This is a genomic window from Streptomyces sp. F63 (assembly GCF_018070345.1).
GTDB lineage: Bacteria > Actinomycetota > Actinomycetes > Streptomycetales > Streptomycetaceae > Streptomyces.
This window is the reverse complement of sequence record NZ_JAGPXX010000003.1, coordinates 303,619-318,150: the sequence shown is the minus strand read 5'-3', so window position 1 is coordinate 318,150 and position 14,532 is coordinate 303,619. Positions and strand designations below refer to the sequence as shown.

The 14,532-nt window shown below is 72.4% G+C and carries 12 protein-coding genes and 1 pseudogene; 8 read left to right on the top strand and 5 right to left on the bottom strand.

Annotated features, from left to right (window positions below; all coding sequences use genetic code 11):
• Positions 1-72: 72 nt before the first annotated feature.
• Positions 73-540, top strand: coding sequence for a hypothetical protein (locus KBZ10_RS05450; protein ID WP_210986327.1), 468 nt, complete (start codon positions 73-75; stop codon positions 538-540).
• Between the two features lie 208 nt (positions 541-748).
• On the top strand, positions 749-1,711 hold the full coding sequence (locus KBZ10_RS05445) for a DUF2332 domain-containing protein (RefSeq protein WP_210986326.1): 963 nt from the start codon (positions 749-751) through the stop codon (positions 1,709-1,711).
• 160 nt (positions 1,712-1,871) lie between these two features.
• Here KBZ10_RS05445 and KBZ10_RS05440 read toward each other — a convergent pair whose 3' ends face one another.
• Positions 1,872-2,588, bottom strand: a complete 717-nt coding sequence (locus tag KBZ10_RS05440; RefSeq protein ID WP_210986325.1) for a spermidine synthase — start codon at positions 2,586-2,588, stop codon at positions 1,872-1,874.
• A 479-nt stretch (positions 2,589-3,067) separates the two neighbouring features.
• Here KBZ10_RS05440 and KBZ10_RS05435 point away from each other — a divergent pair.
• Together KBZ10_RS05435 and KBZ10_RS05430 are read left to right on the top strand one after the other, a co-directional pair.
• Positions 3,068-3,595, top strand: a pseudogene (locus KBZ10_RS05435) (DUF5753 domain-containing protein); the annotation flags it as partial.
• The gene (locus tag KBZ10_RS05430; protein ID WP_210986324.1) at positions 3,592-3,795 is read left to right on the top strand and encodes a DUF397 domain-containing protein; all 204 of its coding nucleotides are present in this window, start codon (positions 3,592-3,594) and stop codon (positions 3,793-3,795) included. The pseudogene KBZ10_RS05435 and the gene KBZ10_RS05430, both read left to right, overlap by 4 nt.
• A gap of 447 nt (positions 3,796-4,242) precedes the next feature.
• Here KBZ10_RS05430 and KBZ10_RS05425 read toward each other — a convergent pair whose 3' ends face one another.
• Together KBZ10_RS05425 and KBZ10_RS05420 are read right to left on the bottom strand one after the other, a co-directional pair.
• Positions 4,243-5,268, bottom strand: coding sequence for a DUF5954 family protein (locus KBZ10_RS05425; protein WP_210986323.1), 1,026 nt, complete (start codon positions 5,266-5,268; stop codon positions 4,243-4,245).
• Between the two features lie 334 nt (positions 5,269-5,602).
• The gene (locus KBZ10_RS05420) at positions 5,603-6,940 is read right to left on the bottom strand and encodes an endo-1,4-beta-xylanase (RefSeq protein ID WP_247701825.1); all 1,338 of its coding nucleotides are present in this window, start codon (positions 6,938-6,940) and stop codon (positions 5,603-5,605) included.
• 766 nt (positions 6,941-7,706) lie between these two features.
• Between KBZ10_RS05420 and KBZ10_RS05415 the strand changes: the two genes are divergently transcribed.
• The 4 genes from KBZ10_RS05415 to KBZ10_RS05400 all read left to right on the top strand — a co-directional run bounded on the left by KBZ10_RS05415 (position 7,707) and on the right by KBZ10_RS05400 (position 12,325).
• A complete protein-coding gene (locus tag KBZ10_RS05415; protein ID WP_210986321.1) occupies positions 7,707-8,078 on the top strand; it encodes an SH3 domain-containing protein in 372 nt (123 codons plus the stop codon).
• Between the two features lie 222 nt (positions 8,079-8,300).
• Positions 8,301-9,752 (top strand): FtsW/RodA/SpoVE family cell cycle protein, encoded by a 1,452-nt coding sequence (locus tag KBZ10_RS05410; protein WP_210986320.1) that lies wholly within the window; start codon positions 8,301-8,303, stop codon positions 9,750-9,752.
• Complete coding sequence (locus KBZ10_RS05405) at positions 9,749-11,206, top strand: penicillin-binding protein 2 (RefSeq protein ID WP_210986319.1); 1,458 nt, start codon at positions 9,749-9,751, stop codon at positions 11,204-11,206. Before KBZ10_RS05410 ends, KBZ10_RS05405 begins: the two co-directional genes overlap by 4 nt.
• Before the next feature lie 189 nt (positions 11,207-11,395).
• Positions 11,396-12,325 (top strand): class I SAM-dependent methyltransferase, encoded by a 930-nt coding sequence (locus KBZ10_RS05400; RefSeq protein ID WP_210986318.1) that lies wholly within the window; start codon positions 11,396-11,398, stop codon positions 12,323-12,325.
• A gap of 84 nt (positions 12,326-12,409) precedes the next feature.
• Here KBZ10_RS05400 and KBZ10_RS05395 read toward each other — a convergent pair whose 3' ends face one another.
• Together KBZ10_RS05395 and KBZ10_RS05390 are read right to left on the bottom strand one after the other, a co-directional pair.
• Positions 12,410-13,336, bottom strand: coding sequence for an ADP-ribosylglycohydrolase family protein (locus KBZ10_RS05395; protein WP_210986317.1), 927 nt, complete (start codon positions 13,334-13,336; stop codon positions 12,410-12,412).
• 83 nt (positions 13,337-13,419) lie between these two features.
• On the bottom strand, positions 13,420-14,532 hold the full coding sequence (locus KBZ10_RS05390) for a ferritin-like domain-containing protein (protein WP_210986444.1): 1,113 nt from the start codon (positions 14,530-14,532) through the stop codon (positions 13,420-13,422).

The window sequence follows — 14,532 nt, the reverse complement described above, 5'->3', positions numbered from 1 at the left end:
GCGCTGTGCCGGCCCGCGCCACTCGTCCGGAACCGGGCCCGCGGCAGGCGGGTCTGTGGTGTCCTGCTCCGCGTGGACGCCACTCTCCCGACTCTCATCGCCGTGATCGGAACCCTGCTCGGTTCCGCCGTGACGCACTTCTTCCAGCGCACCGCCGACCGCCGCGCCCAGGACTTCGCCGCCGCGCAGCAGCTGCGGGCCGAACGCATGCAGGTCTACAGCGACTTCGCCGGGGCCGTGGCCGACTTCCGGCGCGGACAGTACGACCGGTGGCACCGCCGGGACGAGGACCCCGACGGCCCGGCGCACTTCGAGGCCCGCCTGGAGGCCCACCGCCTGCGCGGCACGGCCCTGCACGCGCTGTTCCGCGTCCAGCTCACAGCCAGCGCGGCCACGGTGGTGGAGGCGGCCCGCCACGCCTACGAGCTGACCTCGGAGATCCCCCGGGCCGGGTCCAAGGCGGAACTCAGCGCCCAAGGGGGCCGGGCCAAGGACGCGTTGGAGTCCTTCATCGTCCTGGCGTCGTCGGACGTCCGGTGAAGGGGCCGGCCCACGGACCCCCGGCCGCGGCTACCGGCTACCGGCTACCGCGTCGTCCGCTGCGGATGAAACCGGACTCGGCGTTGCCCCGGGTGCTGCCCACTCGCCGCCGGGCCGGCCGGAGAGCCGCCGGCGCCGCCGTACAGCAATCACCCGGTAACCAGGTGGCGCGCCCTGGGTTCCGGGTCCGCCCTATGCTGGCGTATCGATGAACACCCGACAGCGGTACCGCGATTTCGCCGCGCAGGAAGCCGGGGGCCACTCAACGACCTACGTGGAACTGGCGGAAGGGATCGCTGCCGACCCCGAGCTGCCGGCCCTCATCGATCTGCTCCCGCAACCCAAGCGCCAGCCCAACCTCCTGCTGGCATCCGTGAGATTCCTCGGTGGACCAGTCACCGGCTATTCGGCCTTCAGGACCTGGACCATCGGTCACTGGCCACGGGTACGCGCGACGATTCTGGAACGGCGCACACAGACGAACGAACCCGGTAGATGCGCCTCCCTGCTGCCCGTGCTCGCCGGGCTTCCCCAGCCGCTCGCGCTGATCGAGGTGGGAGCCTCCGCCGGGCTCTGCCTGTACCCGGATCGATACCGCTACGTCTACGACGGGCGGACCCGCATCGGGTCCGACACGAGTCCCGTCACGCTCACCTGCGAAACACGAGGAGAGGTGCCACTCCCCGCGGTGCCGCCCGAGGTCGTCTGGCGGGCCGGCATCGATCTGCATCCATTGGACGTGCGCGATCGCGAGGACGTGCGTTGGCTGGAGTGTCTCATCTGGCCGGGGCAGACCCGCCGGCTGCGCACACTCCAAGGCGCCGTCGAGGTGGCCGCGGCGGAGCCGCCGCTGCTGATCCGCGGCGATCTCAACGAAGCGGTCCGGGAGCTGCTGGCGCGGGCGCCTGCGGGGGCCACGCCTGTGGTGTTCCACAGCGCCGTGCTGAACTACTTGTCCGCCCCGGAACGCGAGGCATTCGCCGAGACGGTGCGTGGCGAACACGCGCATTGGATCTCCAACGAGGCCGTTGGGGCGCTGCCCTCGGTCCAGCAGCGCCTGCACCACCCTGTTCCGCAGGACCGGCTGATGTTCGTCCTGGCAATGGACGAGGAGCCGCTTGCACTAACAGGACCGCACGGCCAGCGGCTGGAGTGGCTCAACGGACCATAGCGCGGCATGACCCGCGGGCATTCGTACCCGGACGGACACCGCCCGGGCGGTGCGGGTCCGGGCGGCCGCCGCGGGTTCCACGCTGTTGTGGATCGCTGCCCGGGAGCTGCCGGCCGAAGATGTGTGCAAGGGCACCTGGCTGGTCCAGCGGCGCCAGGGTTCAGCGGAGCCGCGCGATATAGATCGTGCAGGAGGCCGTGTTGCCCTGGAGGGGGTTGTCGAAGGTGACGATCCGCGCCTCGGTCTCCGGGAACACCCGCGCGAGCGCGGAGCGGAAGTCCTCACTCGGCCGGTCGTTCGACCAGAGCGCGAAGACCCCGCCGGGGTGCAAATGCGCCGCAAGTGCGCGCAGACCCCCGGGCCGGTAGAAGTCCGCGTGGGCCGGGTGCAGCACATGCTCCGGCGAGTGGTCGATGTCCAGGAGCACGGCGTGGAAACGGCGGCCGGGCGCCTCGGGATCGAAGCCGTCCGCGCCGGCCGCCCCCGCGAAGAAGTCACCCTGGACGAGACGGCAGCGCGGGTCCGAGGTCAGGCGCTCACCCAGCGGCACCAGCCCTTCGCGGTGCCACTCGACGACCGCGTCCAGGGCCTCCACGACCAGCAGCGAGCGGACGCGCTCGTCCTTCAGCGCCGCGTCGGCGGTGTACCCGAGACCGAGGCCGCCGACGACGACGTCCAGTTCGCCGCCCGCGCACGACGCCAGGCCGAGGTCGGCGAGGGCGGTCTCCCCCGCCGTGAACATACTCGACATCAGCCACTCGTCGTTGAGCTTGACCTCGTACACATCGGCGTCCGAGGCGGGATGGCGGCGGCGGCGCAGGCTGATCTCCCCCATGGGCGTCGGACGCCAGTCGAGTTCCTGGAATCTCGCGCTCATGGGCTCGCTCTCCTGGGTCCGGGGCCCCGAGGGCCCGTTGGGGTGTGCCGGTTCCGGTTCCGTACCGTGCCGTGCGGTGCCGTGCGGTGCCGCGCCGCGCCGTGCGGTGCCGCCGCGCCGTGCGGTGGCGGTGCCACGGGAACGACGACGGGTGGACATGATCCTCCCCCACGTGCGGAGAACGGCGCAGCCGGCACCACCCGAAAATGCCGGGCTTTTGAGGGTCACCCGGGCCCGGGGACCCCAGCCCGGGGACCCCGGGCCCCTCCCCGCTAGGGCCGGGAGGGCGACGGAGCGTCGCCGCCGTCCCGTACGGTCACCGGTTCCGCCGCGGGCAGCCGCAGGGACGGGCCCTCGTCGAGCGCGAGCACCACGGCGAGCCCGCCGGAGGCGTACGGTTCGCCGCGAACGGCGCGGACGGTGCGCCACCCGTCCCGGACCCGTACGCGCTGCCCGGCCCGGACCGTCACGGCCGCGACCTCCGCACCTTCCAGGCCCAGCTCGTACCGGGCCTGCTCCAGACACCCGACTACATCCGGGCCGTCACCGTGGCGTCGCGGCAGTGGCAGACTGCGGACGAGATCGAGAAGTTCGTCCGTGTGCGTCTCGCCCGTCAGGAACGCTTGACCGGCAACTCTCCTCTGCGGTTCTGGGCTGTTCTCTCGGAGGCCGTTCTCGTCCAGCAAGTCGGCGGTCCCGAGGTCATGAGGGCGCAGTTGCGGCATCTCCTGGCCGGCTCCGAGCGTCCCAATGTGACGGTCCAGATCCTGCCGTTCTCCCGTGGCGCGCATGCGAGTATGTTCGGCCCGTATGTAGTACTGGGCTTTCCCGAGGACGGGGCGCTCGACGTGGTGCTGGCCGACAATCCGACCGGCTCGATGTGGTTCGGACGGGAGGCAGAAGTCGCCCGGTACCGGGAGCTGTTCGACGCCGTGCGCACGACGGCGCTGTCCCCGGTGGAGTCCCGTGCCGTCATCCAACGCCGGGCCAGGGAGCACAGACCATGAAGAGCGCAGTCCGCAGCACGCCGGATCTGTCAGGCGCGATGTGGCACAGCAGCACCTACAGCGGCGGCAACAACGAGTGCGTGGAGGTCGCCGGGAACATCCCCGGCACCGTCCCCGTCCGCGACAGCAAGCGCCCCGGCGGCCCCGTGATCCGCTTCAGCCCGACCGCCTGGAACGCGTTCCTCGACCAACTGCGGTGACGCCCGTCGGGCCGCGCGGGCACGGGTGGCCGGGACGGATGTGTTGATCTCGCCCTGACGTCAAGGGATCGAAGCGAGTGGCGGCTGCCGTTCGCCCCCGGGTGCTTGGACGGGGCCCGCTCCCCGGGCAGAGGCGGTCACCGCCCGGGAGGAGCCGGGCGGCGGGCACGCCGTGGAGTTGGATCAGCATCTCGTGGGAGCGGGCGAGGGCGATGTCGCCTCCCGGGCCCGGGGAGGCGGTGCCGGACCCGCGGGTGGTGTGGGGCCCGCCCCAACAGCCGGGCGCGGGCCGGGGTGCGGACGGTGCGGAGGTTGACCGCGTAGTCGCTGAGGCACAATCCGGTACGGCGAAACCGCCATTCGGCGGTCCCGTGAACCGGGGTGGGGATGTCCCCCCACCCCGGCGGATGTCACGGCCGCTGCGGGGCCGGTCAGTCCTCCCTGCCGTCAGTCCTCGTCGTCCTCCTCCCACAGGCCCTGTTCCTTGAGCTGCTGGACGTGGATCTTGATTGGCGGTTCCGGGTCCGGGTCGGAGGGGCGGGGGCTCTCGGGGCCGTCCGGGCCGACGCGCACCAGGCGTTCGACCCGGGCCACCCGGTAGCGCACGCCTGCCACCGTCACTTCGTCCAGGCGGCCGGAGGAGATGCGGCCGGCGGCGGCCGCGTACTCTGCGCGCAGTTCCGGGGTCAGCTTCCGCAGCTGCGGGAAGAACGGGCCGCGCCAGTGGGTGGCCAGCCCGTCGCGGGCGGCCTGCGGAGTGGTCGAGGTGCCGTCCGATTCGGGCCGCCAGTGGCCGTCCGAGTCCTCGGCGATCATGAAGGTCGGGGGGAGGAGCACGCCTCCGGGGTGCGTCCGCGCGGCGCGCAGCGAGTCGGCGCGGATGTCCGGCGGTACGGTGCCGGCCGCGCGGACCATGCCCAGCAGTTCGGTCTTGAGGATGCCCTCGGACATGCCGGTGGCGGTGGTCGTGTCGATCACGAAGCCGGCGGACGGGTCCGGGATCTCGCCGGACTCGCCGGGCGCGGCCGGGTCCGGGTCGGAGGGCCGCGGCGGTTCGGGGCCGTCCGGGCCCATGCGGATGAACCGCTCCGCCCGGACGACGCGGTAGCGGACGCCCAGGACGGTCATCTCGTCGAGCGGCTCCCAGTCCAGCCGTTCGGCGGCCCGCAGGCACTCGTCCCGCGCGGCCTCGTCACCGGCCTGTTCCGCGTCCCGGGCCGTCAGGCGGAAGTGCGCGCCGAGGCCGTCGCGCGAACCCTGGGGTGCCGTGTCGCAGAAGTAGGGGCGGAGTTCCCAGCCGCCCTGCTCGCGTTCCCGCGCGATCCCGAACACCGGCGCGCCGGCCGAGCGGATCTCCGGGTACGTCTCTCGCGCCTCCCACGCCTCCAGGTCCGCCATGGCCGCGACGGGGCTCTCCAGCGCGGTCACTCGGACGGTCCGGTACGCGGGGTTCTGCTCGTCATACTGAGTCACGGGCTCAGCATGGACGCGGTGCCGGGGAGCCGGCTGCCGGATCGGGCCGCTGTCCCCCGTACTGCTGGATTCTGTCGGACACCTGTCCTATTCCGGTGTGCCGCGGGCCGGTTCCGCGGGAGTGGCGTGCCGGGTGCCCGGCACCTGGGTAACCCGCGGTCACGCCGTGACGGCAGTGAGCTCCGCCCGGCCTTCGGTGGAACCACCGGAAGGCCGGGCGGAGCTGTCATCGCGGGGCCGCCCCGGCCGGGGAGCGACGGCGGGCGCGCGGGGCGGGGACCCGGCCGGCCGGACGGTCAGGTAACCGGCCGGCCGGGCCGTCGGTGCGGGCCGCTCAGCCGGCCGTGCAGCCGCCGACCCGTGGTTGCGACCAGTTGCCGTTGGCCATCACGGTGAACCCGAAACTCGTCGAGGAGCCGGACGACAGCGTGCCGTTGCCGTTCGGCTTCATCGTCATGACCGTGCCGCCGCCGCTCCAGCTGGGGGTGCCGTTCCACGTGGTGGAGACGCTCTGCGGCGAGGTGAGATTCACGGTGACCGTCCAGTCGTTGATCGTGCCGCCGTTGGCGGTGACCGTCACCCGGCCGTTGAAGCGGTCGCCCCAGCGGTTGGTCTCGGCGTACGTCGCGGTGCAGGTGGCCCCGGTGCCGCCGCCACCGCCACCGCCGCCACCGCCGGAGCTGCTGCCGCCGAGGGCCGACAGGACGGCGTTGTACGCCGGCTTCTTGTTGTAGTTGCCGTCGAAGAGCAGCGGGTTCTGCTCACTGCGCCAGGAGTACTTGTCGGTGACTCCCCAGACCGTGATGCCGGTGCAGCGCTCGACGGCCAGGCAGGCCTGCACCACACGGCTGTAGCTGTCGCTCGGGGCGTTCTGGATGTCCAGCTCGGTGATCTGCACGTCGACGCCGAGGTCGGCGAAGCGCTGCAGGTTCGCCTGGTAGTCGCCGGGGACCGGCGACTGCTGGTTGAAGTGGGACTGGAAGCCGACGCAGTCGATCGGGGCGCCGTTCTGCTTGAGCTGGCGCACCAGGTTGTAGACGGCATTGCTCTTCGCGTTCTGGCCGTCGGTGTTGTAGTCGTTGTAGCAGAGCTTGGCGTTGGGGTCGGCTTCACGGGCCATGCGGAAGGCTTCTTCGATGTAGCCGTTGCCGAGCCGCTGCTGGAAAACGGAGTTGCGGCGGGCGCCGCTGCTCCCGTCCTGGAACGCCTCGTTCACCACGTCCCAGGAGTGGATCTCGCCCTTGTACTGGCCCATCACCCGGTTGATGTGGTTCCGCATCGCACTGCGCACCTGGTCGGCGCTGCCCAGGCTGCTGACCCAGCCGGGGAGCTGGGAATGCCAGACGAGGGTGTGGCCGCGGATGTCCATGCCCTGCTGCCGGGCGTGGTTGACGATGCGGTCGGCGTTGCCGAAGTTGAAGTTGTTCTGGGACGGTTCGACCGCGTCCCACTTCATGGCGTTCTCGGCGGTGACGCTGTTGAACTCCCGGTTCAGCGTCTGGACGTACTGCGATTCGCCGAGGCGGTTGGCGGCCACGGCGGTACCGAAGTAGCGCCCCTTCTCGGCGGCCGCGGCGCCGAGGGTGTCGGCGGCGTGAGCGGTGCCGGACATCGCGACGACGCCGGTCGAGCCCAGGAGGGCGGCCACGCCGTAGACGAGTACGTGGCGCATGGACCGCCGTGGGCCTCTGCGTCCGGCTAACGGTTTCCTGATCATTACTGCCCCTTCTTCCGGGGACCGGACGGGGGTGGAGGAACCGTCCGGGCGTGGTGGGTGCGATCGGCCGGCGAGCCACGAAGCCGGCCGGGGATGTGAGCGGCCGGTTCCGTGAACGGCAGTCGATCGATCCGGAGTATGGCTCCCGTCACAAGCCAGCGTCAACGCTTGTTTCCGGAAGTTTTTCAACGGCGAAACACCGCCGCCATAACCGGAGTTGGGGCTTTACCTGCGTGAATGCTTCAACGACCGGCCGACACCGCGCCACACGTTCGCTCCGCTCAACAAATCTTCCGGATCCTTCCGATAACCGGAGCGCCCCTCCCGGCTCCGTCCGGCGGCCTCACCCACCACCAGGCGAACCAGCTCGGCTTTGAACTGGGAAATCTCCCCTGGAACCTTCGCGCCGCCTGCGGCCACCCCGGGAGATTTTCCGGAAGAGGACATCCAGCCCGCGCCGCGCCCCAGCCGTGAACCCGCCCCGCCACCCCGCCCCACCGGCCCCGCTCCGGGCCTCGCGCCGACCGTGCGCCCCTCCCGGACGACCCCCTGCCGCATCCGCGCCGGAGCGTGACCGGTTGCGAGCCCAGAGTGTCCGCTTTAGCGTCATTCATGCCGGTTGATCACGGCCAACGCTGTCCGTGGGACCCAGCCGGTCACCGGAAAATCTACGCCCCGCCCCTCCGGGACAGGGCCCTCCCCTCCACAGGAGGCATCGCAGATGCTGCAGTCCAAGTTCCGCAAGATCGCGGTCGGCGTCGCCACCGGCGCCATCGCCACCCTCGCCGCCGCCGGCCCCGCCGCCGCGGCCACCGCCGCACCCGCCACCCCCGCCGGCGGTGGCTACCACCACCACCACTACTACAAGGGCAAGATCATCGCGCACTCCGGCCTGCTGCTCCGCAGCGCGCCCAACCAGCGCGGGCACGTCGTCGGCTCCAAGCCGTACGGCGCCATCGTGAAGATCAAGTGCAAGGTCCGCGGCCAGAACATCGACGGCAACAACCGCTGGTACGTGCTGAAGGACGGCCACTACGCCTTCGCGTCGGCCCGCTACATCAAGAACATCGGCCCGGCCCCGCGCTGGTGCTGACCGCGCGCCGGCGCTGACGCACCGGCCGCCCGCAGGACGCCGCACCCCCCGCACGCCCGGCGTGCGGGGGGCGTGGCGCCGCACACGGCGGCGCGCCGCGCCTTGGCGGTGTGTACGGGGACGAGGCGCGGGTAGGACGGCCTGCGCGGCAACTCAGCCGCACGGCACCATATCTGACGGCATAACAGACAATTCACCACCAAGTTTGTTACGTTCTCTGTCATGGCCGCATCGACAGCGGGTCCCCCCTCGGACCGTCCGGGAGCGCACCCGGACGGCCTCCCGGAAGCGCTCCCGCCCCCGGTGCGGACTCCCCGGCGACGCGGTACGGAGCTGCTCCTGCTCGCCGGGGCGGTCCTGATCGCCGTCTACGGCTATGTCGAAGTCGGCCTGGCCACCGACGGCACCGTGCCGGCCGGTGCCGCCGGCTACGGAGCGGGCCTCGGGCTGCTCGCCCTCCTCGCCCATGTCGCCGTACGTCTGCGCGCCCCCTACGCCGATCCCCTGCTGCTGCCCATCGCCGTGCTGCTCAACGGCCTCGGCCTGGTACTGATCTACCGCCTCGACCTCGCCACCCCCGCCGACGAGGCCGCCCCCACCCAGCTCGTGTGGTCCGCCCTCGGCGCCGGCTTCTTCATCGCCGTCGTCCTGTTCCTCCGCGACCACCGGGTGCTGCAGCGCTACGCCTATCTGAGCGTCGCGGCCGCGCTCGTCCTGCTGGTCGTCCCGATCTTCTTCCCCGCCATCAACGGGGCCAAGATCTGGATCCGGGTGGCCGGTCTCTCCTTCCAGCCCGGAGAGTTCGCCAAGATCCTGCTCGCCGTCTTCTTCGCCGCCTATCTGGCCGTCAACCGGCACGCCCTGGCCTACACCGGCCGCCGGATCTGGAAGTTCCAGCTGCCCACCGGCCGGGTGCTCGGCCCGATCCTCACCATCTGGCTGGCCAGCGTCGGGGTCCTCGTCCTGGAACGCGACCTCGGCACCTCGCTGCTGTTCTTCGGCCTCTTCGTGGTCCTGCTGTACGTGGCCACCGGCCGGACCGGCTGGATCGCGGTCGGGCTGCTGCTGGCCGCCGCGGGCGCCGTCACCGTCGGATCCCTGGAACCCCACGTCCACAGCCGGGTCCAGGACTGGCTGCACCCCTTCGCCTCCATCGACGCGGGCGAGGGCGCGAGCCAACTGGCGCAGACCTACTTCGCCTTCGCCTCCGGCGGCGTCCTCGGCACCGGACTGGGCCAGGGGCACTCCGTCCTCATCGGCTTCGCCGCGAAATCGGACTTCATCCTCGCCACGGCGGGCGAGGAACTGGGGCTGACCGGGCTCTTCGCGATCTTCCTGCTGTACACCCTGCTGGTGGAACGGGGGCTGCGGGCGGGCCTCGCCCAGCGCAACCCCTTCGGCCGGCTGCTGGCGGTCGGCCTGGCCTCGATCGTCGCGCTCCAGGTCTTCGTCATCGCGGGCGGGGTGATGGGGCTGATCCCGCTCACCGGGATGGCGATGCCGTTCCTCGCGCAGGGCGGCTCCTCCGTCGTCACCAACTGGATCATCGTGGCCCTGCTGATCCGGATGAGCGACACGGCCCGCCGGCCCGCCCCGCCACCGGCCGCCCCGGAGGGCCCCGGCGGGCCCGGGGGCTCCGGCCCCGCCGGCGCCTCCGGGGAGGCGAGGCCGTGATCCGCCAGATCCGCCATCTGTCCGCCTTCTTCCTGCTCCTCCTGGTGGCCCTGCTGCTCAACGCCTCCCGCATCCAGGTGATCGACGCCGAGGAGTACGAGGACAACCAGGCCAACCGCCGCAAGACCATCACCCGTTACAGCGCCCCGCGCGGCGACATCCTCGTCGACGGCGAGCCCGTCACCGGCTCCCGCGACACCGGCGAGCGGCTGCGCTACGAACGCACCTACGCCAACGGTCCGCTGTACGCACCGGTCACCGGCTACGCCTCGCAGATCTACGGCACCACGCTCCTGGAGGACGCCGAGGACGACATCCTCTCCGGCGCCGACCCGCGGCTCTCCGTCTTCCCGCTCTGGCACGCTCTGACCCGCGAGCGCGAACCCGCCGGAGACGTCCACACCACCATCGCCCCGGCCGTCCAGCGCGCCGCCGCCGACGGTCTGGGCGGCGCACGCGGCGCGGTGGTCGCCCTGGAACCGGACACCGGCAAGATCCTCGCCCTCGTCAGCAGCCCGAGCTACGACCCCGAACAGATCTCCGGGAACGGGGACGCCGCTGTCGACGCCTGGCAGCGGCTGACCGGCGCCGAGAACCAGCCGATGCTCAACCGGGCCCTCCGCCAGACCTACCCGCCCGGCTCCGTCTTCAAGGTGGTGACGGCGGCGGCCGCCCTGGAGCAGGGCGTGGTGACCGACGTGGACGAGCCGACGGACACCCCCGCCCCGTACACCCTGCCCGGCACCCGGACGGATCTGACGAACGAGGCGCGGGGCTGCGAGGACGCCGACCTGCGCCACGCCATGGAGGTCTCCTGCAACACCGTCTTCGCGAAACTGGGCGTGGAGGTCGGGCTCGACGGCATGGTGGACACGGCCGAGAAGTTCGGCTTCAACGACGACGGTCTGCGGGTTCCCGCCCGGGTCGCCGCATCGGTCTTCGACACCGATATGAACGACGCCCAGCTCGCCCTGTCGTCGATCGGCCAGTACAACACCGCCGCCACACCGCTCCAGATGGCGATGGTCGCCTCGGCGGTCGCCAACGACGGGAAGCTGCGCAAGCCGTACCTGGTCGACCGGATCACCGATTCCGAGGGCGACACCGTGGCCGTCACCCGCCCCCGCACCTACGAGCGCACGATGGACTCCGGCACCGCGGAGGTGCTGCGCGAACTGATGCGCGACGTGGTCGAGAACGGCACGGGCGCCAACGCGGCCCTCCCCGGCGCGGAGGTCGGCGGCAAGACCGGCACCGCGCAGCACGGCGTGGGCAACGAGGGCATCCCGTACGCCTGGTTCATCTCCTGGGCACGGGAGGACGGGGCCGACGAGCCGGCCGTGGCGGTCGCCGTGGTGGTGGAGGACGCGGCGGCCGACCGCGCGGACATCAGCGGCGGCGGCAACGCGGCCCCGATCGCCCGCCAGGTGATGCGGGCGGCACTGGAGCGCTGAGGCCCGCGGCATCTGCGCCGCCGGCCGGCGGCGGCCGCCCTGCCCCGGTCGCGCGCCTCGCTGAGCCGCGGCCCGAAGCGGCACCGAAACCCCACACCGGGGACGTCCGGGCGACGCTTTTCCCCCGGCACCGCCCCCTACGGTGGGCAGCCGTCCCGTTCCTCCCACCCGCCAGTGAGGGCAGCAGTTATGACGGCACCGCTCCGCCTCGATGACGTCAAGGGCTGGTTCCCCAGCCTTGACCAGGTCCTCTTCGCCTGGTTCCTGACCCGCCAGGACCGCACCGGGCAGCGGGGAGACCTCCTGGAGATGGGCGCGTACCTGGGGAAGAGTGCCATCTTCACCGGTGCTTTCCGCCGCCCCGAGGAACGCTTCACGGTCTGTGATCTCTTCGACACCCCCGCCGCGGACGAACACAACGCCGCGGAGGCCCGCAAGTCGTACGCGTCACTGACCCGGGCCGCCTTCGACACCAACTACCTGGCCTTCCACGACGAACTCCCCGATGTCGTCCAGGCGCCGACCTCCGTCCTGCCGGCCCGTATCACCCCGGGCAGTTGCCGTTTCGTCCACGTCGACGCGTCGCACCTCTACGAACACGTGGCCGGGGACATCGAGACGGCGCGGAAGGCCCTGGCGCCGGGCGGCGTCGTCGTGCTCGACGACTTCCGCTCCGAACACACCCCGGGGGTGGCCGCCGCCGCCTGGGAGGCCGTCTTCAACGGCGGTCTGCGCCCCGTCTGCCTGAGCACACAGAAGCTCTACGGCACCTGGGACGACCCCGAGCCGCTCCAGGACGAACTGCTGGCGGAGATGCGGCGGCGCGGCGACACCAGGATCAGCGTCCAGGACGTCGCGGGCCGGCGGCTCCTGCGCTTCTCGGGCAGGCCCGAGGCACCGCGTCCCGTGGTGTCCCGCTTCGCGGACCGGCCGTCGCCGGGCGAGGCCGCCCGGCCCGCCGGCTCCCCCGGACACGGCGGGGCCGCCGCGCCCGCCCCCGCGGCTCCCGCGGTCTCCGCGGCACGCCGTGCGGGCCGGGCCCGCCGGCTCGCCGCGGACGTCCTCCCGCCCGTGGTCACGCGGGCGATACGCCGGCGCCGCCGGCGCGGGAAGCCCTGACGGCCGGGAGTGTGCGGGAGCGCCCGCCAGGGTGCCGTGCCGCCGGCTCCCGGCGGGCGGCCCGGGACTCCGCGGCTCCGGTCGTCAGGCCGCGAACGCTGCGGGCAGAGGTTCGGCGCGCTCCAGCCACGTGTCCGGGACGTCGGCGAGGCCCGTCCGGCCGCCGACCACGCCGCCCGCGATGGCGCAGGTCGTGTCCACGTCGCCCAGACCCGCCGCGGTGGTCCACAGTGCTTCGGTGAGGTCGTCGAGGTGGCCGGCCGCGCACCACAGCGCGAACGGGACGGTGTCGTCCGCACGGATGCGATAGCCGCTGCCCAGGGCGGCGGCCGCCGCCGCGGGTTCGGTGTCCGGCGGCAGTCCGGCCGCGCGCAGCAGGCCGTCGCGTACGGCCCCTTCGGGGGTGCGGTCCGCGATCTCCGCCAGCAGGCCGGCGGGGCCGGGGGGGTCCGTGGTCCGGTCGGCGGCGAGGGCGGCCGCGACGGCGACGGCCACCGCGCCCGCGGTCCCCTCCGGGTGCGCGTGGGTGACCTGCGCGGACAGCGCGGCCTGCTCCGCGGCCCGCTCCGGGTCGCCCGTGAACCAGGCGCCGAGGGGGGCGACCCGCATGGCGGCACCGTTGCCGAGGCTGCCCTGGCCGTCGAAGAGGCCGTCCGCCTCCTCGCGCCAGCGGTCCGGCCGGCGGGCGAGCAGCGGCAGCAGTTGGTGCATGCCGCTGCCGTAGCCGCGGGCGGGCTCGGCGAGGAAGCGCTCGCCGAACTCCCGGGCCAGTTCCTCCTGGCGTACCTCGCCGTGCCGGTCGAGGACGGCGAAGACCGACAGGGCCATCGCCGTGTCGTCGGTCCACGGCCAGCGGGGCGCCTGCGGCGTCCGCCGCTCCCGGATGGCCGCGCCGGCGCTCCCCTGTCCGGCGGCGAGCGGGAACCAGCGTTCCCCGAAGGCGTCGCCGAGGGCCAGGGCGCGGAGGCTGTCGTGGGCGGCGGCGCGGCTGCCGGGGCGGGTCGCTGTCATGGGTTCATGCTGACAGCCGCGCGGCGCCCCGGCATGCGTTCCGTCCGGGCGGCCGCGCCCCGCGGCGCGTTTCCGCCGGCCGGTCAGCTGTCCGCCGCCGCGCCCTCCGCGATGGCCTCGGTGACCTCCGCCGTGCGGGCGGCCTCCTCGGCCGCGAAGCGTTCGGCGTCCAGCTTGTCGGCCAGTTCCTCGTCCTGCGCCATCAGCAGGTCGAGGTTGGAGTCGCCGAGTTCGAAGACGCCCAGGTCGAGGTAGGCGCGCTGGAGGCGCTCGCCCCACAGGCCGATGTCCTTCACGCAGGGCACGATCCGGCTGAACAGCAGCTTGCGGAAGAGGTGCAGGAACTCCGACTGTTCGGTGTACTCCTCCGCCTCCGCGGCCGGGATGCCGAAGTTCTCCAGCACCTCGGTGCCGCGCAGCCGGTCGCGCATGAGGTAGCAGCCCTCGATGACGAACTCCTCGCGCTCGCGCAGTTCGGCGTCGGTGAGCTGCCGGTAGTAGTCGCGCAGCGCCATCCGGCCGAAGGCCACGTGCCGGGCCTCGTCCTGCATGACGTAGGCGAGGATCTGCTTCGGGAGCGGCTTGTCGGTGGTGTCGCGGATCATGCCGAACGCGGCCAGGGCCAGGCCCTCGATCAGGACCTGCATGCCGAGGTAGGGCATGTCCCAGCGGGAGTCGCGGAGGGTGTCGCCCAGCAGGGCCTGCAGGTTGTCGTTGATCGGGTAGAGCATCCCGATCTTCTCGTGGAGGAAGCGGCCGTAGATCTCGGCGTGCCGGGCCTCGTCCATGGTCTGGGTCGCGGAGTAGAACTTGGCGTCCAGGTCGGGGACGGACTCCACGATGCGGGCCGCGCAGATCATGGCGCCCTGCTCGCCGTGGAGGAACTGGCTGAACTGCCAGGAGCTGTAGTGGCGCCGCAGCTCGCCCTTGTCGCGCTCGGTCATCCGGCTCCAGTGCCGGGTGCCGTGCAGGGCGAGGGCCTCGTCGGGGGTGCCGAGCGGGTCGTAGGGGTCCACCTCCAGGTCCCAGTCGATCCGGCGGACCGAGTCCCACTGCTTGTCCTTGCCCTTCTGGTACAGGGCGAGCAGCCGGTCGCGCCCGTCGTCGTACTCCCAGCTGAAGCGGGCGGCGCCGGAGGCCGGTACCTGCCAGTCGGGGGCTCCTGGGTCTTGCGCGTAGAGATCGTGCGTCGTCAT

What these genes read in the sequence shown, in the direction of transcription:
- KBZ10_RS05395 (WP_210986317.1), bottom strand. Translation starts at nt 13,336, where the DNA reads ATGACAGCGACCCGCCCCGGCAGCCGCGCCGCCGCCCACGACAGCCTC.
- KBZ10_RS05430 (WP_210986324.1), top strand. Translation starts at nt 3,592, where the DNA reads ATGAAGAGCGCAGTCCGCAGCACGCCGGATCTGTCAGGCGCGATGTGG.
- KBZ10_RS05390 (WP_210986444.1), bottom strand. Translation starts at nt 14,532, where the DNA reads ATGACGACGCACGATCTCTACGCGCAAGACCCAGGAGCCCCCGACTGG.
- KBZ10_RS05410 (WP_210986320.1), top strand. Translation starts at nt 8,301, where the DNA reads ATGGCCGCATCGACAGCGGGTCCCCCCTCGGACCGTCCGGGAGCGCAC.
- KBZ10_RS05440 (WP_210986325.1), bottom strand. Translation starts at nt 2,588, where the DNA reads ATGAGCGCGAGATTCCAGGAACTCGACTGGCGTCCGACGCCCATGGGG.
- KBZ10_RS05420 (WP_247701825.1), bottom strand. Translation starts at nt 6,940, where the DNA reads ATGCGCCACGTACTCGTCTACGGCGTGGCCGCCCTCCTGGGCTCGACC.
- KBZ10_RS05400 (WP_210986318.1), top strand. Translation starts at nt 11,396, where the DNA reads ATGACGGCACCGCTCCGCCTCGATGACGTCAAGGGCTGGTTCCCCAGC.
- KBZ10_RS05445 (WP_210986326.1), top strand. Translation starts at nt 749, where the DNA reads ATGAACACCCGACAGCGGTACCGCGATTTCGCCGCGCAGGAAGCCGGG.
- KBZ10_RS05415 (WP_210986321.1), top strand. Translation starts at nt 7,707, where the DNA reads ATGCTGCAGTCCAAGTTCCGCAAGATCGCGGTCGGCGTCGCCACCGGC.